This window comes from Ruegeria sp. YTSA135 (genome assembly GCF_059610165.1).
Map to the genome: position 1 here is coordinate 16,773 of NZ_JBXWNC010000017.1, position 18,091 is coordinate 34,863.

General features: G+C 57.8%; 19 protein-coding genes. 16 read left to right on the top strand and 3 right to left on the bottom strand.

Annotated elements, in window-relative coordinates; genetic code table 11:
* The first annotated feature begins 50 nt into the window (after positions 1-50).
* The 16 genes from secY to AC2FIT_RS18840 all read left to right on the top strand — a co-directional run bounded on the left by secY (position 51) and on the right by AC2FIT_RS18840 (position 15,802).
* Positions 51-1,415, top strand: a complete 1,365-nt coding sequence (gene secY / locus AC2FIT_RS18765) for a preprotein translocase subunit SecY (protein WP_496831523.1) — start codon at positions 51-53, stop codon at positions 1,413-1,415.
* On the top strand, positions 1,412-2,056 hold the full coding sequence (locus AC2FIT_RS18770; RefSeq protein ID WP_496831524.1) for an adenylate kinase: 645 nt from the start codon (positions 1,412-1,414) through the stop codon (positions 2,054-2,056). Before secY ends, AC2FIT_RS18770 begins: the two co-directional genes overlap by 4 nt.
* 201 nt (positions 2,057-2,257) lie before the next feature.
* Entirely contained in the window at positions 2,258-2,626 is a 369-nt protein-coding gene (rpsM, locus tag AC2FIT_RS18775) for a 30S ribosomal protein S13 (protein WP_008757392.1), read from the top strand.
* A gap of 15 nt (positions 2,627-2,641) precedes the next feature.
* Positions 2,642-3,031, top strand: coding sequence for a 30S ribosomal protein S11 (gene rpsK / locus AC2FIT_RS18780; protein WP_496831525.1), 390 nt, complete (start codon positions 2,642-2,644; stop codon positions 3,029-3,031).
* Between the two features lie 114 nt (positions 3,032-3,145).
* A complete protein-coding gene (locus AC2FIT_RS18785) occupies positions 3,146-4,162 on the top strand; it encodes a DNA-directed RNA polymerase subunit alpha (RefSeq protein ID WP_068340717.1) in 1,017 nt (338 codons plus the stop codon).
* Between the two features lie 118 nt (positions 4,163-4,280).
* Positions 4,281-4,703 carry a 50S ribosomal protein L17 gene (gene rplQ / locus AC2FIT_RS18790; protein ID WP_039538314.1) on the top strand — a complete coding sequence of 141 codons (423 nt, stop codon included), beginning with the start codon at positions 4,281-4,283 and terminating at the stop codon, positions 4,701-4,703.
* 298 nt (positions 4,704-5,001) lie between these two features.
* Positions 5,002-6,387 (top strand): trypsin-like peptidase domain-containing protein, encoded by a 1,386-nt coding sequence (locus AC2FIT_RS18795; RefSeq protein ID WP_496831526.1) that lies wholly within the window; start codon positions 5,002-5,004, stop codon positions 6,385-6,387.
* Between the two features lie 4 nt (positions 6,388-6,391).
* Positions 6,392-7,702, top strand: a complete 1,311-nt coding sequence (locus AC2FIT_RS18800; RefSeq protein ID WP_496831527.1) for a replication-associated recombination protein A — start codon at positions 6,392-6,394, stop codon at positions 7,700-7,702.
* Positions 7,703-7,777: 75 nt separating this feature from the next.
* On the top strand, positions 7,778-8,584 hold the full coding sequence (locus AC2FIT_RS18805) for a crotonase/enoyl-CoA hydratase family protein (RefSeq protein ID WP_496831528.1): 807 nt from the start codon (positions 7,778-7,780) through the stop codon (positions 8,582-8,584).
* A gap of 106 nt (positions 8,585-8,690) precedes the next feature.
* Positions 8,691-9,734, top strand: coding sequence for an RluA family pseudouridine synthase (locus AC2FIT_RS18810; protein WP_496831529.1), 1,044 nt, complete (start codon positions 8,691-8,693; stop codon positions 9,732-9,734).
* Positions 9,731-10,402, top strand: a complete 672-nt coding sequence (locus AC2FIT_RS18815) for an HAD-IA family hydrolase (protein ID WP_496831530.1) — start codon at positions 9,731-9,733, stop codon at positions 10,400-10,402. The genes AC2FIT_RS18810 and AC2FIT_RS18815 overlap by 4 nt, the downstream gene beginning before the upstream one ends.
* Positions 10,403-10,406: 4 nt before the next feature.
* Entirely contained in the window at positions 10,407-11,114 is a 708-nt protein-coding gene (locus tag AC2FIT_RS18820) for an ATP12 family chaperone protein (protein ID WP_496831531.1), read from the top strand.
* A 208-nt stretch (positions 11,115-11,322) separates the two neighbouring features.
* Positions 11,323-12,339, top strand: a complete 1,017-nt coding sequence (locus AC2FIT_RS18825; RefSeq protein WP_496831532.1) for an amino acid ABC transporter substrate-binding protein — start codon at positions 11,323-11,325, stop codon at positions 12,337-12,339.
* Between the two features lie 124 nt (positions 12,340-12,463).
* A complete protein-coding gene (locus AC2FIT_RS18830) occupies positions 12,464-13,696 on the top strand; it encodes an amino acid ABC transporter permease (protein WP_496831533.1) in 1,233 nt (410 codons plus the stop codon).
* Between the two features lie 3 nt (positions 13,697-13,699).
* The gene (locus AC2FIT_RS18835; protein WP_475190043.1) at positions 13,700-14,998 is read left to right on the top strand and encodes an amino acid ABC transporter permease; all 1,299 of its coding nucleotides are present in this window, start codon (positions 13,700-13,702) and stop codon (positions 14,996-14,998) included.
* 12 nt (positions 14,999-15,010) lie between these two features.
* The gene (locus AC2FIT_RS18840; protein WP_068340703.1) at positions 15,011-15,802 is read left to right on the top strand and encodes an amino acid ABC transporter ATP-binding protein; all 792 of its coding nucleotides are present in this window, start codon (positions 15,011-15,013) and stop codon (positions 15,800-15,802) included.
* A 46-nt stretch (positions 15,803-15,848) separates the two neighbouring features.
* On the opposite strand, the gene AC2FIT_RS18845 is transcribed toward AC2FIT_RS18840, so the two are convergent.
* From AC2FIT_RS18845 to argB, 3 genes are read right to left on the bottom strand one after another with little or no spacing between them, the layout of a single operon-like run.
* Positions 15,849-16,346 carry a SixA phosphatase family protein gene (locus AC2FIT_RS18845; protein WP_496831534.1) on the bottom strand — a complete coding sequence of 166 codons (498 nt, stop codon included), beginning with the start codon at positions 16,344-16,346 and terminating at the stop codon, positions 15,849-15,851.
* Positions 16,343-17,020: a ferredoxin gene (locus AC2FIT_RS18850; RefSeq protein ID WP_496831535.1), complete on the bottom strand. Its 678-nt coding sequence runs from the start codon at positions 17,018-17,020 to the stop codon at positions 16,343-16,345. Before AC2FIT_RS18850 ends, AC2FIT_RS18845 begins: the two co-directional genes overlap by 4 nt.
* A gap of 19 nt (positions 17,021-17,039) precedes the next feature.
* A complete protein-coding gene (gene argB, locus AC2FIT_RS18855; RefSeq protein WP_496831536.1) occupies positions 17,040-17,903 on the bottom strand; it encodes an acetylglutamate kinase in 864 nt (287 codons plus the stop codon).
* Between the last annotated feature and the right edge of the window lie 188 nt (positions 17,904-18,091).

Genomic DNA, 18,091 nt, shown 5'->3' on the forward strand with positions numbered 1-18,091 from the left:
CCGAGCCGGAAAACGGTTTCGGGCGGCGTTTCCATAAGAGAGACCGATTCATGGTATCAGCAGCAGAACAAATGGCAGCCAATACAAGCTGGTCTGCCCTGGGAAAAGCCACCGATCTGCGCAACCGCATCCTGTTCACACTGGGTTTGTTGATCGTCTATCGCCTGGGCACCTTTATTCCGGTGCCGGGGATTGATGGTCAGGCACTGCGTGAGTTCATGGAGCAGGCGGGGCAGGGCATCGGCGGCATGGTTTCGATGTTCACCGGCGGGGCGCTGGGGCGGATGGGTATTTTTGCCCTCGGCATCATGCCCTACATTTCTGCCTCGATCATCGTGCAACTGCTGACCTCGATGGTTCCCGCGCTCGAACAACTCAAGAAAGAGGGCGAGCAGGGCCGCAAGAAAATCAACCAATACACCCGTTTTGGTACAGTGGCGTTGGCGACTGTGCAGTCTTATGGTCTGGCCGTTTCGTTGGAATCGGGTGATCTTGCGACAGATCCGGGCCTGTTTTTCCGGATGTCGACCATGATCACTCTGGTCGGAGGCACGATGTTCCTGATGTGGCTGGGTGAGCAGATCACCGCACGCGGCATCGGTAACGGTATCTCTCTGATCATTTTTGTCGGCATCATTGCGGAAGTTCCAGCTGCTTTGGCGCAGTTCTTTGCGTCTGGTCGGTCTGGTGCGATCAGCCCCGCCGTGATCGTTGGCGTGATCTTGATGGTCATTGCCGTCATCACTTTTGTGGTGTTCATGGAACGGGCATTGCGAAAGATTCACATACAGTATCCGCGCCGACAAGCCGGTATGAAGGTATATGAAGGCGGCTCAAGCCATCTACCGGTCAAAGTGAACCCGGCAGGCGTGATCCCGGCGATATTTGCAAGTTCGCTACTGCTGTTGCCGGTTACGATCTCAACCTTCTCATCCGGAGCAACCAGCGGGCCGGTGATGTCGTGGCTGTTGGCGAACTTTGGCCCCGGACAGCCGCTGTATCTGTTGTTCTTTGCCGCAATGATCGTTTTCTTCGCCTACTTCTACACGTTCAACGTGTCGTTCAAGCCGGACGATGTGGCGGATAACCTGAAAAAACAGAATGGCTTTGTACCGGGCATTCGTCCGGGCAAGAAGACCGCCGAGTATCTGGAATACGTCGTGAACCGCGTGCTGGTTTTGGGGTCGGCCTACCTGGCAGCTGTTTGTCTGTTGCCGGAAATCCTTCGGAACCAGTTTGCCATCCCGTTCTATTTCGGCGGCACCTCTGTTCTGATTATCGTCTCTGTGACCATGGATACGATCCAACAGGTTCAGAGCCACCTTCTGGCGCATCAATACGAAGGGCTGATTGAAAAGTCTCAACTGCGCGGCAAGGGTAAGAAACGCGGCAGGAAGGGACCCGCTCGTCGATGAATATTATTCTCCTTGGCCCCCCGGGCGCCGGTAAAGGGACGCAAGCGCGCCACCTCGTTGAAACACGCGGCATGGTACAGTTGAGCACCGGAGATATGTTGCGCGAAGCCAAGACCTCGGGCACCGAGATGGGCCAGAAGGTTGCGGCGATCATGGACGCAGGCAAGCTTGTCACCGATGAAATCGTGATTGGCCTGATCGAAGAGAAGCTGACCTCGGAAACCGGCGCTGGCTTTATCTTTGATGGCTTCCCGCGCACGTTGGCACAAGCTGACGCGCTGGCGGCGTTGTTGGCGAAAGTGGGTCAGTCGCTGCATACCGTGATCGAGATCCGTGTTGACGATGAGGCGCTGGTTAAGCGTATCACGGCGCGCTCGACCTGTGGCGGATGTGGTGAAGTCTACAACGACATCACCAAGCCAATTCCGGCTGATGGTAAATGTACCAATTGCGGTAAGGAAAATGACTTCCGGCGTCGCGCAGACGACAACGAAGACAGCCTGCGTACACGTTTGATGGAATATTACAAAAAGACCTCGCCGTTGATTGGGTATTACTATGCCAAAGGCGACCTGCGTCCGGTAAATGGACTGGCCGGCATCGAAGAAGTCACCGCCTCAATCGAGGCGATTTTGGGCTGACTGCGTGTTGGGGCTTGACGGCCCCTTCAAAAGTACATATCGACCCACATCCCTATGGGAATCATGTTTGCGTGCGGGATTCGTCCGGCGCGCTTTAACGACCTCGTACAAATGCTGGACCCTCTGGCCTCACTGCCACGGTCAAGTGTTGTGAAAAAAGGTTCTGGAGCTACGGAACCGCAACAAAAAGGAAAGTGACACGTGGCACGTATTGCCGGCGTAAACATCCCGACTGCCAAACGGGTACCAATCGCCCTCACATATATCACAGGTATCGGCAACACCTCGGCCAAAGCGATTTGCGAAGCCGTAGGCATTGAAGCGCACCGTCGCGTCAACGAACTGTCCGACGCCGAAGTTCTGGCCATCCGCGAACACATCGATGCGAACTTCACCGTTGAAGGTGACCTGCGTCGTGAAGTTCAGATGAACGTTAAGCGCCTGATGGACCTGGGCTGCTATCGCGGTCTGCGTCACCGCCGCAACCTGCCGGTTCGCGGTCAGCGTACCCACACCAATGCTCGTACCCGCAAAGGCCCCGCAAAGGCCATTGCCGGTAAGAAGAAATAAGGGAGGGTCTGACCGATGGCACGTGACAAGACTCGCGTTAAGCGCAAAGAGCGTAAGAACATCGCATCGGGCGTTGCCCATGTGAACTCGACCTTCAACAACACCAAGATCCTGATCTCGGACGTACAGGGCAACGCCATCGCATGGTCGTCTGCCGGTACCATGGGTTTCAAGGGATCGCGGAAATCAACACCCTACGCCGCTCAGATGGCTGCTGAAGACGCAGGCAAAAAAGCGCAGGAACATGGCGTCAAGACGCTGGAAGTCGAAGTTCAGGGCCCCGGTTCGGGTCGTGAATCGGCGCTGCGCGCGCTGGCTGCAGTAGGCTTCAACATCACGTCGATCCGCGACGTGACGCCGATGGCCCACAACGGCTGCCGTCCGCCTAAGCGCCGCCGCGTGTAAGGAATTTTGAATTGAGTTGGGGCTGTGTTTTTGCACGGCCCCAGCACGTCATTTTAAACCTCGGGCGTCTGCACCTTGTTGGTCATGGGGCGCGGACAGGAATGGAGGGATTACATGATCCACAAGAATTGGGCAGAATTGATCAAGCCGACCCAGCTGGAAGGCAAGCCGGGCAACGATCCTGCGCGCCAGGCAACCTTGGTTGCCGAACCGCTGGAGCGTGGCTTTGGTCTGACTCTGGGCAACGCGCTGCGCCGTGTTCTGATGAGCTCGCTGCAGGGTGCGGCCATCACCAGCGTTCAGATCGATAACGTATTGCACGAGTTCTCGTCGGTCGCAGGCGTTCGTGAAGACGTCACCGACATCATCCTGAACCTCAAGCAGGTTGCGCTGCGCATGGAAGTCGAAGGCCCCAAGCGCCTGTCGATCAATGCCAAGGGTCCCGCAGTTGTCACCGCGGGCGACATCAGCGAAAGCGCCGGTATCGAGGTTCTGAACCGCGATCACGTCATCTGCCATCTGGACGATGGCGCTGATCTGTTCATGGAGCTGACCGTCAATACTGGCAAGGGTTATGTCTCGGCCGAGAAGAACAAGCCCGAAGATGCGCCCATCGGCCTGATCCCGATCGACGCGATCTATTCGCCGGTCAAAAAGGTTGCTTATGACGTTCAGCCGACCCGTGAAGGTCAGGTTCTGGACTATGACAAGCTGACCTTGAAGATTGATACCGATGGGTCGATCACGCCTGAGGACGCGCTGGCGTTTGCCGCTCGCATCCTGCAGGACCAGCTGTCGATTTTCGTCAACTTCGACGAACCGGAATCGGCTGGTCGCCAGGACGAAGACGATGGTCTGGAATTCAACCCGCTGCTGCTGAAGAAAGTGGACGAACTGGAACTGTCGGTCCGTTCGGCAAACTGCCTGAAGAACGACAACATCGTCTACATCGGCGACCTGATCCAGAAGACCGAAGCCGAGATGCTGCGCACCCCGAACTTTGGCCGCAAGTCGCTGAACGAGATCAAAGAAGTGCTGTCCGGCATGGGTCTGCACCTTGGCATGGATGTCGAGGATTGGCCGCCCGACAACATCGAAGATCTGGCGAAGAAATTCGAAGACGCGTTTTAAGGGCGTCTTCCCCAATGCCCGGGCCTCCGGGGACTGTATGGGCACTTCCGCCCCAAGGAGAGCCGGTGACACGCATCGCCGGCCAGACAAAGCAAAACGCGAAAGAAGGAATTAGAAAATGCGTCACGCACGTGGTTATCGCCGCCTGAACCGTACTCATGAGCATCGCAAGGCTCTGTTTGCGAACATGGCTGGCTCGCTCATCGAGCATGAGCAAATCAAAACAACTCTGCCCAAGGCAAAAGAACTGCGCCCGATCATCGAAAAGCTGGTCACTCTTGGCAAGCGCGGCGACCTGCACGCCCGCCGTCAGGCCGCAGCACAGCTTAAGGAAGACAAAGACGTCGCCAAGCTGTTCGAAGTTCTGGGTCCTCGCTATGCCGAGCGTCAGGGTGGTTACGTCCGCATCCTGAAGGCTGGCTTCCGCTATGGCGACATGGCTCCGATGGCGATCATCGAATTTGTTGATCGTGACGTCGACGCCAAAGGCGCGGCTGACAAAGCCCGCGTTGCCGCCGAAGAGGCCGCAGACGAAGAATAAGAAAGCTCAAGCTTTCCAGATCAGGCCCCGCGTTCCCAACGCGGGGCTTTTTCTTTTCCACGGACAAAGATTTATATTTGATCGCTGCATCCCATCGTAAGTGATTGTGTTGTGGACTAGCGTCGTCTTTCAAATGATATGTCGACCGGACTCCTGACGCCATCAAACGTGATTGTCTGGCGATGCTGAAAAAAAACACTTGCGGCCAGCATTGTCGCTGTGTCGAACCCCCTCCCCATGCTTGCATTACCTTTCGCGGGCGCGCATATCCATCACAACTCTGTAGGTTGAGGTCACTATGTTCCGCGCGACACTTATTGCTTTCTTGTTTGCCTGCGCTTCTATGGCGTCCGCTGACACCCGCGTTCCGCGATCGCAGGCCGAAATCAGCATAGGATTTGCGCCGGTGGTCAAACAGGCATCGCCGGCGGTCGTCAACATCTATGCCAAGATTGTGAGGAGGGGCCGGGCGAACCCCTTCTTCTCGGACCCGTTTTTTGAAGATTTCTTTGGCGGGGGGTTTGGCGAGCCGCGCCCGCGGGTTCAAAACTCGCTTGGATCGGGTGTGATCCTGTCCGCCGATGGCTACGTGGTGTCCAATTACCACGTGGTAGGATCGGCCACCGAGATTCGCGTGGTGACGACAGATCGCAGAGAGTATTCGGCGCAAGTGGTGCTGGGAGATAAAGAAAGCGATATCGCCATTCTTCGGTTGGACGGGGCCAAAGACCTGCCATTCCTGGACTTGCGCGACTCGGACCATGTTGAGGTGGGTGAACTGGCGCTGGCCATTGGCAACCCGTTCGGAGTTGGGCAGACTGTATCGTCAGGTATAATTTCAGGACTTGCCCGAACAGGCGCAGCCACGGGGAATGCGCGCGGCTACTTTATTCAGACTGATGCGGCCATTAACCCGGGAAACTCCGGCGGGGCCTTGATCGACGTGAACGGCGACCTGATTGGAATCAACACCGCTATCCTGACCCGGTCCGGTGGCTCTAACGGGATCGGTTTTGCCATTCCGGCCAACCTGGTGGCAGAGTTTCTACGACAAGCACAGCAGGGCAATGACAGTTTCGTCAGCCCATGGGCTGGGATGGCCGGCCAGCACATGAGTGCCGATATCGCGGAATCATTAGGTCTGGTTATGCCGCAGGGCGTGGTGATTTCCGACCTTCATCCGCTTAGCCCTTTGGCTGACGCGGGTCTACAAGTGGGTGACGTAGTGACCCATGTAGACGGGGATGAGGTGAACTCGCCCGCCGAGATGAAGTTTCGAATGTCCGTGGCAGGGGTTGGTGGCACCTCGGTCGTGACCCGTCTGCGCGGTGATGAACAAGCCGATGTTGAAGTTGCCTTGATCAAAGCACCTGAGACTCCACCAGCTGAGGAAACCGCGCTGGATGATCGGACAGTAATGCCGGGCCTGACGGTCGCGCGCATCAACCCGGCGGTGATTGCCCAGATGGGGCTGCTTTTGTCGCAGACCGGCGTTGTTGTGGTGGATGCTGGCCGCTATGGCGGCCGGTCGGGTCTGCGTGTGGGTGATGTGATCAACGGTATTAACGGTGTTCAAGTCGAAAGCACCAGTGATGTGGTGGATGCGCTGACCAACCCCGGTCGTCGGTTGGTCTTTGATCTTCTACGCGGGGGCCGTTCCGTTTCCCTGCGGTTCCGGCTGTAGGACCTTGGGCGATCTGTTCGATACCGGGGCAACCGAGCCTACATCTTCCGCCCATCGCCCGCTGGCGGATCGGTTGCGACCCCAGTCGCTGTCCGAGGTAATCGGACAAGAGCAGGTATTGGGGCCAGACGCGCCGCTGGGGGTGATGCTGGCTTCGGGCAGTTTGTCCAGCTTGGTGTTCTGGGGGCCGCCAGGCGTGGGCAAAACAACTATCGCGCGGCTGCTGGCGCAGGAAACCGATCTGCATTTCGTCCAGATCAGCGCCATTTTCACTGGTGTACCCGACCTGAAGAAAGTGTTCGAGGCGGCCAGGATCCGGCGGCAGAACGGGCAGGGCACGCTGTTGTTCGTGGATGAAATCCACCGCTTCAACAAAGCTCAGCAGGATGGGTTCTTGCCGCATATGGAGGATGGGACGATCCTGCTGGTTGGGGCAACGACGGAAAACCCGTCTTTTGAACTGAACGCCGCGCTGCTCAGCCGGGCGCAGGTTCTGGTGCTGGAACGTCTTAGCCTTGCTGATCTGGAACGTCTGACGCAGCGGGCAGAGAAAGAACTCGATCGCGCATTGCCATTGACTGGCCCCGCGCGCGAGGCACTGCAGGAAATGGCGGATGGCGACGGGCGGGCGCTTTTGAACCTGATTGAACAGATCGCGGCCTGGAAGGTCGATGCGGCCCTCGACCCGGACGCGCTGTCGACACGACTGATGCGTAGGGCGGCGAAATACGACAAATCAGGCGATGAGCATTATAACCTTATCTCAGCCCTTCACAAATCAGTGCGGGGGTCCGATCCGGATGCAGCCCTGTACTGGTTTGCAAGAATGCTAACGGGGGGCGAGGACCCAAGGTATTTGGCGCGCCGTATCACCCGGATGGCGGTTGAGGATATAGGTCTGGCCGATCCCCAAGCACAGGCGATCTGCTTGCAGTCCTGGCAAACCTATGAGCGGCTTGGCAGCCCCGAAGGTGAGCTTGCTCTGGCGCAGGCGCTTGTTTATCTGGCGCTAGCCCCAAAATCGAACGGTGGGTACGTGGGGTACAAGGCAGCAATGCGGCTGGCTAAGCAGTCGGGCAGCGAGCCGCCGCCAAAGCATATACTGAATGCTCCGACCTCGTTGATGAAGGATCAGGGATATGGCGCGGGCTACGCGTATGATCATGATGCCGAAGATGGGTTTTCGGGTCAGAACTATTTTCCGGACGGGATGGAGCGGCCCGAGCTCTACCAACCGGTCGAACGCGGATTTGAGCGTGAGTTGAAAAAACGACTGGACTACTTTGCCAAGCTGCGCGCGCAGCGTAGCAACTAAGTTCCGCCGCGTAAGGGGCGACAGGTGAGGCAAAACGCGTTTCCTTTGGGGCCTGAGGTCCGAGGGAGGAACCGCATGACTGTCTCAATCGAAAAAACCGAAGATGTCTGGACCATCATCCATGACCGTCCGCAAGCCCGCAACGCTGTAGACACAGAACACGCCAAAGCACTGGTCGCCGCATTTCTGGAGTTTGAACATAGCCCGGCCAAGGTTGCCGTATTCTGGGGCAAGGGTGGTAATTTTTGCGCCGGTTGGGACTTGAAACTGGCGGCCACTCTTGCAGACAGAGAGCTGGGCGAGGCCTATTTTGAAAAACATGCCTTCCCGATTGGGTCTGCGCCCTCGACGCTTGGCCCCATGGGACCGTCTCGTTTGGAGTTGTCCAAACCGGTGATCGGGGCAATTGAAGGTGCCGCTGTGGCGGGCGGTATGGAGCTTGCCCTGTGGTGTGATATCCATGTGATGGCGGCAACGGCGTATCTGGGCGTTTATTGCCGCCGCCGGGGGATTACGCTGATGGATGGTGGCACGGTCCGCCTGCCGCGGCTTGTCGGGCAAGGCAAAGCGCTTGAGATTGCCCTGACCGGGCGCAAGGTCGAGGCAGAGGAATGCTATCGGATCGGTCTGGCTGAAAAGGTTGTACCGCATGGCGAGGCTCGGGCGGTTGCCGAGTCTATGGCCCGTGAAATTGCCCGTTTCCCGCAAGCGGCTGTACGGGCCGATCGCCGTTCAATCATTGAGACACGCGGTATGCCGGTGCGGGATGCGCTCAAGGTCGAATGGGCCAATGGTCTTGAGGCGATCCGCCGCGAAGGCACGGCCGGGGCGGGTCGTTTCCGCGACGGGGCTGGTCGGCACGGGAATTTCACAAACATCTGACTGCTTGACTCTCAGCCCTTTGCGCGCCACAGACGCGCATGTTTTCTAGGGCACTTACAGACTGGTTTGTCGTGCGGATGATCCGCGCGACGCAGGAGTTATCGGCATGAGCGGCGTACAGATGATCACCGTGGAAGAAGGTGATGGCGACCAGCGGGTTGACCGCTGGCTGCGCCGTCTGTTTCCCCATGTCAGTCAGGGTCGCATCGAAAAGATGTGCCGCAAGGGCGAGTTGCGGGTTGAAGGTAGTCGCGTCAAGGCTTCGACCCGGCTTGAGGCTGGTCAGGTCGTACGCGTACCGCCATTGCCTGACGCCGATCACACGCCTGCCGAGGTCAAAAAGGCTGTGTCAGAGGCCGATGCCAAAATGATCCAGTCCTGCGTGATCTACCGCGATGATCATGTGTTGGCGCTGAATAAACCGCATGGTCTGCCGGTGCAGGGCGGAAGTGGTCAGACGCGCCATGTGGACAGCCTGTCCGAGGCTCTGCGCTTTGGATATGACGAGAATCCCCGCCTCGTGCATCGGCTGGATAAGGACACCTCGGGCGTTCTGCTGATGGCGCGTACGCGCGATGCCGCCAAGGGGCTGACTGCAGCTTTCCGCCACCGCGACACGCGCAAGATCTACTGGGCGCTGGTGGCAGGGGTGCCGACCCCATATCTGGGTGAGATCAAGACCGGGTTGGTCAAGGCCTCGGGTCACGGCAAGCAGGGTGAGGGCGAAAAGATGATCGCCGTGCATCTGAACGAAATCAACGACACGCCGGGCGCGAAACGGGCGCATACACTCTATGCAACACTGTATCGGGTGGCAGGGCGCGCCTCATGGGTGGCGATGGAGCCGATCACGGGCCGTACTCATCAGTTGCGGGCGCATATGGCAGCGATCGGACATCCGATCATCGGTGATGGGAAATACGGTGGATCGGGGCAAGAGAACCTGGGCGATGGCTGGGGCGCGCAACTTGGCGGGATCATCAGCAAAAAGCTGCATCTGCACGCCCGGCAAGTGTCGTTCCAGCATCCGGTTACCTGCAAGACCATCACCGTCACGGCACCGCTGCCGGACCATATGAAACAAAGCTGGGACACCTTCGGATGGACTGAGGATCTAGCGGCCGACGATCCGTTTGAGGATCTGCAATGAGCGCACCTTTGCGTTTGGTTCTGTTCGATGTCGATGGCACGCTGGTTGATAGTCAGGGCAGTATCGTGGCGGCGATGACGGCCAGTTTTGATGCCCTGTCGCTGCCGGTCCCTGAACGAGAGGCGATTTTGTCCATCGTGGGACTGTCCTTGCCCAACGCCATGGCGCGCTTGGTGCCCGAGTGTACGGATGCCGATCGGCGGCGGCTTGTAGAGGGTTATAAACAGGCCTATCACGCGCAGCGGCTTGAACAGGGCACCGCCAGTTCACCGCTCTACCCCGGTGCGCGCGATACCATTGAGGCATTGCATGCCGTGCCCGAAATTCTGTTGGGTGTGGCGACTGGAAAATCGCAGCGCGGGCTGGATGCCCTGATTGAAGCGCATGGCTTGGAACGCTATTTCGTGACCCGGCAGGTTGCGGACCACCATCCGTCCAAGCCGCATCCTTCGATGATCGAGACGGCGCGCGGCGAAACCGGGGTGAGCGCGTCCAATACGGTGATGGTCGGCGACACCCGGTTCGACATGGACATGGCGCGCGCGGCGGGTGTCCCGAGCGTCGGCGTGACCTGGGGCTACCACGACAGGTCAGCGCTGGACGGGGCAACCTGCTTAATTGAAACTTTTGACCAGCTGCAAGGGACGCTGGAAGCAATTTGGACCTGAAGACATGAGCGACTGGAAGCCGAAACGATTTTGGACCGAGAGTGCGGTGGTCGACGCCGAAGGAGGCTACACCGTTGAGCTGGACGGTCGCCGTGTCAAAACCCCGGCCAAGGCTGCCTTGATCCTGCCGACGCGTTCCATGGCGGAAGAGGTCGCTGCGGAATGGGACGCTCAGCAAGATGTGATTGACCCGACAGCGATGCCGTTCACACGGTCGGCGAATGCCGCGATCGACAAGGTGCGCCACCAACACGCCGAAGTTGCGGATATGCTTGCCGACTATGGCGATTCGGATTTGCTGTGCTACCGCGCAACGCACCCGCAAGAGTTGCAAGAGCGTCAGGCCGAACAGTGGGGCCCGGTCCTTGACTGGGCCGCTGACATACTTTCGGCACGGTTGCAGCCGGTGAACGGTGTGCTGCATCAGCCGCAATCCAAAACGGCGCTGACCCCGCTAAGGCAGCGTGTTCATGAACTTAACGATTTCCAGCTGGCTGCCTTTCACGATCTTGTCAGCCTATCGGGGTCGCTGATCCTTGGGTTCGCTGCGGCCCAAAACTGGCGTACCGCGGAAGAAATCTGGCAAATTTCCCGGCTCGACGAGCTTTGGCAGATTGAACAATGGGGCCATGATGACGAGGCACGCGCTGTTTCAGAAACAAAAAGGACTGCGTTTTTGCACGCCAAAAAGTTCTTTGACATCTCGGTTTGATCCCACAAAGCACAATTTTCCAACGTCGGGCGAGTCATCTTTGAGATGACTCATCGTTTTCCCTGATCCGGCCCTTGACGTTTGTTTATGATTACGCCCAAACTCATGCCCACTAAAGGGGAGACACCTTTGGGGAAACCTTTCCGGCGCCAAAGGTGCTGGACAGAACCGTCCCTGGACCGGGACGGCAAATCAGGAAGAGGTAAAAATGAAAAAATCCGTAATCTTGGGCGTGGCAACGATCGCCGGCTTGGCTGCTGGCGCAGCTGCGGCAGGGACCGCCGACGATGTCAAAGCACGCGGCAAGTTGAACTGCGGCGTTGCAACCGGTGTACCCGGCTTTGCCAGCCCTGATGCCAACGGCGAGTGGCAAGGCTTTGACGTGGCTGTCTGCCGCGCAGTCGCAGCCGCCGTTCTGGACGATCCGATGGCTGTTGAGTTCATTCCAACCACCGGTAAAACACGCTTTACCGCGCTGGCTTCGGGTGAGATTGACATGCTGGCCCGTAACACCACCTGGACTTTCAGCCGTGACGTCGATCTGAAATTCGAATTCGTCGGCATCAACTACTATGATGGTCAGGGTTTCATGGTTCCCAAAGCACTGGGCGTAAGCTCGGCCAAGGAACTGGACGGTGCGACCGTCTGCATCCAGACCGGCACCACGACCGAGCTCAACCTGGCGGATTTCTTCCGCATCAACAACATGAGCTACGAACCGGTTCCGATCGAAACCAACGCTGAAGCGCAGCAGCAGTATCTGGCTGGTGCCTGTGACGTTTACACGACCGACGCATCCGGCCTTGCGGCCACGCGTGCAACCTTTGAAAACGCGGGTGATCACGTAATTCTGCCTGAAATCATCTCGAAAGAGCCGCTGGGCCCGCTGGTCCGTCACGGCGACAACGAGTGGGGCGATGTGGTTCGCTGGACCTTGAACGCACTGATCGCAGCGGAAGAGCTGGGCGTGACCTCGGCGAATATCGACGAGATGGCAACCGGCACTGACAACCCCGAAGTAAACCGCCTGCTGGGTTCCGAAGGCACCCTGGGTGAGATGCTGGGACTGGACGCAACATGGGCGCAGCGCGCGATCAAAGCCGGTGGTAACTACGGTGAGGTGTTTGCCAAGAACATCGGTGAGGAAACTCCGATCGGTCTGGCACGCGGCCTGAACGCTCAGTGGACTGACGGCGGCCTGCTGTACTCGCCACCGTTCCGCTAAAATCCACGGAAAAGGGCGCTGGGTAACCTGCGCCCTTTTTCAAATCAGAATGCTACGGGTGTCGCAAGAGCGGGGAAAACCTCGCCGGACATAAAGCACCCGAAATGCACGGGGATTCCACAATATGTCGACCATGACTGACCCGCCGAAAGCCGATTTTCGGTTGTCGATGCTTATAAACGATACCCGCTATCGGTCTCTTACCTTTCAAGTGATCGCAGCAATCGTTATCGCGCTTTCCATCTGGTATCTTGGGAACAACCTGATCCAGAACCTTCGGGCCGCCGGGCTCAACATCTCTTACGAATTTCTTGGCGATTCAGCCGGGTATGACATCAACCAGCGTCTGGTCGAATACGACAGCCAGTCCTCGCACGCGCGCGCTGCTATCGTCGGTTTGCTAAATACGCTTTTGGTTGCGTTTCTTGCCTGTATCACAGCCACGATTTTCGGTGTTATCGCGGGTGTTCTGCGCCTGTCGAACAACTGGCTCGTATCCAAATTGATGGCGATCTATGTCGAGATTTTCCGGAACATCCCGGTGTTGATCTGGATCCTCATCATCTTCTTCATCATGACGGCCGTTTTGCCCAGCCCGCGCGCCTTTCGGGGCGAGGATCCGGCGTCCAGCATGGTGCTGGATTTGTTCGCGTTCACCAACCGCGGCGTGTACATTCCGCGTCCGGAGTTCACCAGCGGACTGTTCGGCGTAACCTTCCTGAACTGGCTTTTGGTTCTGGTGGTTTTGGCCGGTTCGTGGTTTGTGTCCCGAGAGATCGAGAAGCGTGCGACGAAAACACAGGAAGTAACCGGTGAACGGCCCAAGACCATGCTCGTGAAGCTTGCGGTTTGGCTAGCGCCGTTTGGCATCCTGATGTTTCTGATGGGCCTGACTTGGAATGTTCCCGAACTGAAAGGCTTCAACTTCAGCGGCGGTATCAAGGTCGGTGGTCCGCTGATTGCGCTTTGGTTCGCTTTGTCGATCTATACCGGTGCTTTCATCGCCGAAAACGTTCGGGCCGGTATTCAGGCAATCAGCAAGGGACAAACCGAAGCTGCGGCCGCGCTGGGCTTGCGTCAGGGACGCATCATGAACCTTGTGATCCTGCCCCAAGCCTTGCGGGTGATCATCCCACCGCTGATCTCGCAGTACCTGAACATTACCAAGAATTCGTCGCTGGCGATTGCCGTTGGATATGCCGATATCACCGCAACGTTGGGCGGTATCACGCTGAACCAGACGGGCCGCGCGATCGAATGCGTTCTGTTGTTGATGTTGTTCTACCTTACGGCGTCGCTGCTGATTTCGATGGGTATGAACATCTACAATGCCTCCGTTAAGTTGAAGGAGCGCTGAGCCATGAGTGACCAAACAACCAACCCAATCGCTTTCGTGGCCGAGGGTACCATCCCACCAGCGCCACCGCCTGCAAATGAAACGGGTATCGTCAAGTGGTTGCGCGAGAATCTGTTCTCGGGCGTTACCAATACTGTTCTGACGGTTTTGTCTCTGCTGCTGATCTATGTGCTCGTAAAGAACACAATGCCATGGATTTTCAACGGTGTGTGGCAAGCAAACTCTCTGTCCGAATGCCGCGAGATTCTCGCCGGTAAGACTGGTGCGTGTTTTGCGGTTCTGACCGAGCGGTGGCCGCAACTGATCTACGGGTTCAAATACCCCGAGGAGGCCTACTGGCGGCCAAATCTGGCTTTTGTGCTGATGTTGGTGGCATTTGCGCCGGTGCTTTTCTTTGATCTGCCGCGTAAGATGCTTCTGTTCACGGCAGTCTATCCCTTCTTGGCTTTCTGGCTGATATGGGGTGGCACCATTCTTGTGCCGCTGGTCGCGCTGATCGGCTGTGTGGGGGCCTCGTTGGTTTTCCGGAAACTGGGCAGCAACAGCTTTGCCGCCGGGTTTTTTGGGGCTATCGTGACTGCGCTGGTCATCTGGAACGTCGGCGGAGCCCTGATACCGGAAGGTGCGTCGGACAACGCCTGGCTCACGGCGGTTCCCAGCCGCGATCTTGGCGGTTTCATGCTGAACATGATGCTTGGTGTGACCTGTGTATCGTTGTCGGTGCCGCTTGGGATCGCCCTTGCTTTGGGTCGCCAATCAAACATGCCGCTGATCAAGTGGGTCTGCGTCATCTTCATCGAGTTTATACGTGGCGTGCCTCTTATCACGTTGTTGTTCGTGGCCTCGGTGATGCTGGCGTATTTCTTCCCGCCTGACAGTACGGTCGACCTGTTCCTGCGGGTTGTGATCATGATCACAATGTTCTCGGCCGCCTATATCGCCGAGGTGATCCGTGGCGGTTTGGCAGCCCTCCCGCGCGGGCAGTACGAGGCAGCAGACAGTCTGGGTCTTGATTACCCGCAGGCTATGCAACTGATCATTCTGCCGCAGGCGTTGAAGATTTCGATCCCCGGTATCGTGAACGTGGCCGTGGGCCTGTTTAAGGACACCACGCTGGTTTCGGTTATCTCGATGTTTGACCTCGTGGGTATGATCCGCGGGCCGATCCTGGCATCGACCCAATGGAACGGCGTCTATTGGGAGCTTCTGGGCTTTGCCGCGCTTCTGTTCTTCGTCGTCTGCTACGGCATCTCTCAATATTCTCAGTGGCTCGAGCGTCGCCTTGCCACAGATCATCGTTAAGGAGTTCAACACATGTCTGAACTTGCAATTGACCGCGAAATCGACCGCTCGAAGATGCAGGTGAGCGACGAGGTCGCCATCGAAATCAACGGCATGAACAAGTGGTACGGGTCTTTCCACGTGCTGCGCGACATCAATCTGACCGTGAACCAAGGCGAGCGGATTGTTATTGCCGGGCCGTCGGGTTCGGGCAAATCCACCCTGATCCGCTGCTTAAACGCGCTGGAGGAACACCAGCAGGGTAGAATCGTTGTGGATGGGACCGAGTTGTCGAATGACCTGAAAAACATCGACAAGATCCGGTCCGAGGTTGGCATGGTATTCCAGCACTTCAACCTCTTCCCGCACCTGACCATTCTGGAGAACTGCACGCTGGCCCCGATTTGGGTGCGTAAGACGCCCAAGAAGGAGGCGGAAGAGCGTGCGATGCATTTCCTGGAAAAGGTAAAAATCCCTGAACAGGCGGACAAATATCCCGGCCAGCTTTCGGGCGGTCAGCAGCAACGTGTGGCGATTGCCCGCTCGCTCTGCATGATGCCGCGGATCATGCTGTTCGATGAACCCACATCGGCGCTTGACCCAGAGATGATCAAAGAGGTGCTCGACACTATGATCGAGCTGGCCGAGGAAGGCATGACCATGCTCTGTGTGACGCATGAGATGGGTTTTGCCCGTCAGGTCGCCAACCGCGTGATCTTCATGGACGCGGGCCAGATCGTAGAGCAGAATGAACCGGAAGAGTTCTTCAACAACCCGCAAAGCGAACGGACCAAGCTGTTCCTGAGCCAGATTTTGGGCCACTAATCCCGGTAAAATTAGAAAAGAAGGCGGGGTTTTACCCCGCCTTTTTTCATCCCAAAAGCTCGCGCGGAATGACGAATCCCTGCACGGTGCCGCTGTGCCAGCGCACTTGGGCCCAGTCGGTTGTGTCGAATTGGATCACGGTTGTTGCGCAAGTCGGGTAGTCAAGAAACCGGGGATGATCAGGCGCTTGCCGGACGATACGGTTTGCAAAGGCACCGATACCCGGATTATGCCCGAGCAAAAGCACGGTTCGCCCTGTGGCACCGGACAGCTCGTGTAAAATGTCTTCGGGATCGGCGTGATAGAGTGTGCGGTGAAAGCTTAACTTTTCCGCCCGCAGTTGCATCAGATCCCAAGTTTCGCGTGTGCGGGCCGAAGTCGAGCTGAGCACCTCGTCCGGCAACCAGTTGTTTTCACGCAGCCACGCGGCAATCGCCGGGGCCGACTTGCGCCCCCGTTTGTTCAGCGGGCGGTCGTGATCGTCCAGAGACAGATCACCCCAGCTGGATTTTGCGTGACGGGTCAGGATCAGCACGCGGGTCATGACGAGTGGAAAGCTCTCATGTGGTGGGCGGATTGTTCCGGATCGCGCCCTGCATTCTTGCTTAGCGGGCAGGACAGCCGCGCCAGGCAACCGCCGGTCATGCAGGTCTGGCCTTCGATCGTGCTCAAATGACTGTGGCAAACGTCGACGTCATAAAAACTGTGGTTGTTCAGTGCGCCCACCGGACAGGCTTGGGCGCATGGAGCCGCGCAGGTCACACACGGAGAAATACCGGTCACTTGGGGAATTGAAAGCTCCTCGGCAAAATGCAGCGCGCCCCGGAAGGAAATCATCATACCTACCGTGTCGTGCACCAATGCGCCTACGGGGCTACTAAATGTACGGCCAGATTTCAGCGCCCAATCGATAAACGGGGCGTAGGGTGGGCCGCCGAACGGAAAATGCGCCTCAGCCCCGAGATCACGCGCCAATTCGCCGATGATACGCGACGACCAGCTGTCTACAGGGTGTTCGCTCAACCACTCAGGCGCGGATTTCAGCTTTGGCCAAAACGCCCGCCCCGCACCCAGCAGAATCAAGGTTCCGTCTTGCAGTTGTTTTGCCCCTGTCAGGCGCGGATGCAGCGCGCCCATAACGATTAGGCCAACCTTCTGTGCGGCCTGTTCCACACGGTCGTAGGTGGTGGTAGAGGAGGTTGTGTTATGTCCGGTCATGTCTCCTCCGCTGCGCTACTCAGTCTGGCCGGATCAGCGAACCGGCGCCGTGTTCGGTAAACAGCTCTAACAGTACGGCGTTTGGTGCGCGCCCGTCCAGAATGACCACAGCGCGAACGCCGCTGTGCAGCGCGTCCAGTGCCGTTTCCGTCTTTGGGATCATGCCACCTGCGATCGTGCCGTCCATCGTCATTTCACGAATCTGACCCGCTTTGAGCTCGGTCACGACCTCGCCACCTGCGTTCTTCACGCCCGAAACGTCCGTCAGCAAAAGCAGCCGGTCTGCTTTGAGCGCGGACGCGATGGCACCAGCAGCGGTATCGCCGTTGATGTTGAAGGTCTCACCATTCTTACCTGCGCCGAGGGGGGCGATTACCGGGATCACATCATGCGCGAACAGATCTTGCAGAATCTTCGGGTTCATCTCGGACGGTGCGCCGACAAATCCCAGGGACGGATCAGCCTGATCGCAGGTGATCAGGTTGGCGTCCTTGCCCGACAGGCCCACAGCCGTGCCGCCCTGCCTGTTGATTGCCTGAACGATGCGTTTGTTGACAAGGCCGGACAGCACCATCTCAACCACTTCGACAGTGGCCCTGTCGGTGACACGTTTACCGTTTACAAATTCGGACTGGATATTCAACTGGCTCAGCATCGCGTTGATCATCGGTCCGCCGCCATGCACGATCACCGGGTTGACGCCCACCTGGCGCATCAGAACGACGTCACGAGCAAAGCTTTCCATCGCTTCGTCGCTGCCCATGGCGTGACCGCCCAGCTTGATGACGACAATCGCCCCATCATAGCGTTGGAGATACGGTAATGCGCTGTTCAAGGTAGCGGCGGTGGCGATCCAGTCCCGGTGCATTTCTCTTGTCTTCATGGCTGCTGTCCCTTTGGCTTCCCGTGTTAGGGCCTTTGCGGGGTCGTGCCAAGACCGGATAGCGGAAACAACGGCAGAGAACGGGCCGCTTTGCTGGCGCAGCCGGGGCTCGGTCAGCTTTTCGTGCGTTTCACGACCGGGATATCGCTGAGCGGTATTAGGTCAATCACCCCTTCCGCCAGCAAGAT

Coding starts and splice junctions, on each gene's coding strand:
- argB (WP_496831536.1), bottom strand. CDS start 17,903: ATGAAGACAAGAGAAATGCACCGGGACTGGATCGCCACCGCCGCTACC.
- AC2FIT_RS18825 (WP_496831532.1), top strand. CDS start 11,323: ATGAAAAAATCCGTAATCTTGGGCGTGGCAACGATCGCCGGCTTGGCT.
- AC2FIT_RS18820 (WP_496831531.1), top strand. CDS start 10,407: ATGAGCGACTGGAAGCCGAAACGATTTTGGACCGAGAGTGCGGTGGTC.
- AC2FIT_RS18770 (WP_496831524.1), top strand. CDS start 1,412: ATGAATATTATTCTCCTTGGCCCCCCGGGCGCCGGTAAAGGGACGCAA.
- AC2FIT_RS18785 (WP_068340717.1), top strand. CDS start 3,146: ATGATCCACAAGAATTGGGCAGAATTGATCAAGCCGACCCAGCTGGAA.
- AC2FIT_RS18850 (WP_496831535.1), bottom strand. CDS start 17,020: ATGACCGGACATAACACAACCTCCTCTACCACCACCTACGACCGTGTG.
- rplQ (WP_039538314.1), top strand. CDS start 4,281: ATGCGTCACGCACGTGGTTATCGCCGCCTGAACCGTACTCATGAGCAT.
- AC2FIT_RS18810 (WP_496831529.1), top strand. CDS start 8,691: ATGAGCGGCGTACAGATGATCACCGTGGAAGAAGGTGATGGCGACCAG.
- AC2FIT_RS18805 (WP_496831528.1), top strand. CDS start 7,778: ATGACTGTCTCAATCGAAAAAACCGAAGATGTCTGGACCATCATCCAT.
- secY (WP_496831523.1), top strand. CDS start 51: ATGGTATCAGCAGCAGAACAAATGGCAGCCAATACAAGCTGGTCTGCC.
- rpsK (WP_496831525.1), top strand. CDS start 2,642: ATGGCACGTGACAAGACTCGCGTTAAGCGCAAAGAGCGTAAGAACATC.
- AC2FIT_RS18845 (WP_496831534.1), bottom strand. CDS start 16,346: ATGACCCGCGTGCTGATCCTGACCCGTCACGCAAAATCCAGCTGGGGT.
- AC2FIT_RS18840 (WP_068340703.1), top strand. CDS start 15,011: ATGTCTGAACTTGCAATTGACCGCGAAATCGACCGCTCGAAGATGCAG.
- AC2FIT_RS18830 (WP_496831533.1), top strand. CDS start 12,464: ATGTCGACCATGACTGACCCGCCGAAAGCCGATTTTCGGTTGTCGATG.
- AC2FIT_RS18815 (WP_496831530.1), top strand. CDS start 9,731: ATGAGCGCACCTTTGCGTTTGGTTCTGTTCGATGTCGATGGCACGCTG.
- AC2FIT_RS18835 (WP_475190043.1), top strand. CDS start 13,700: ATGAGTGACCAAACAACCAACCCAATCGCTTTCGTGGCCGAGGGTACC.
- AC2FIT_RS18795 (WP_496831526.1), top strand. CDS start 5,002: ATGTTCCGCGCGACACTTATTGCTTTCTTGTTTGCCTGCGCTTCTATG.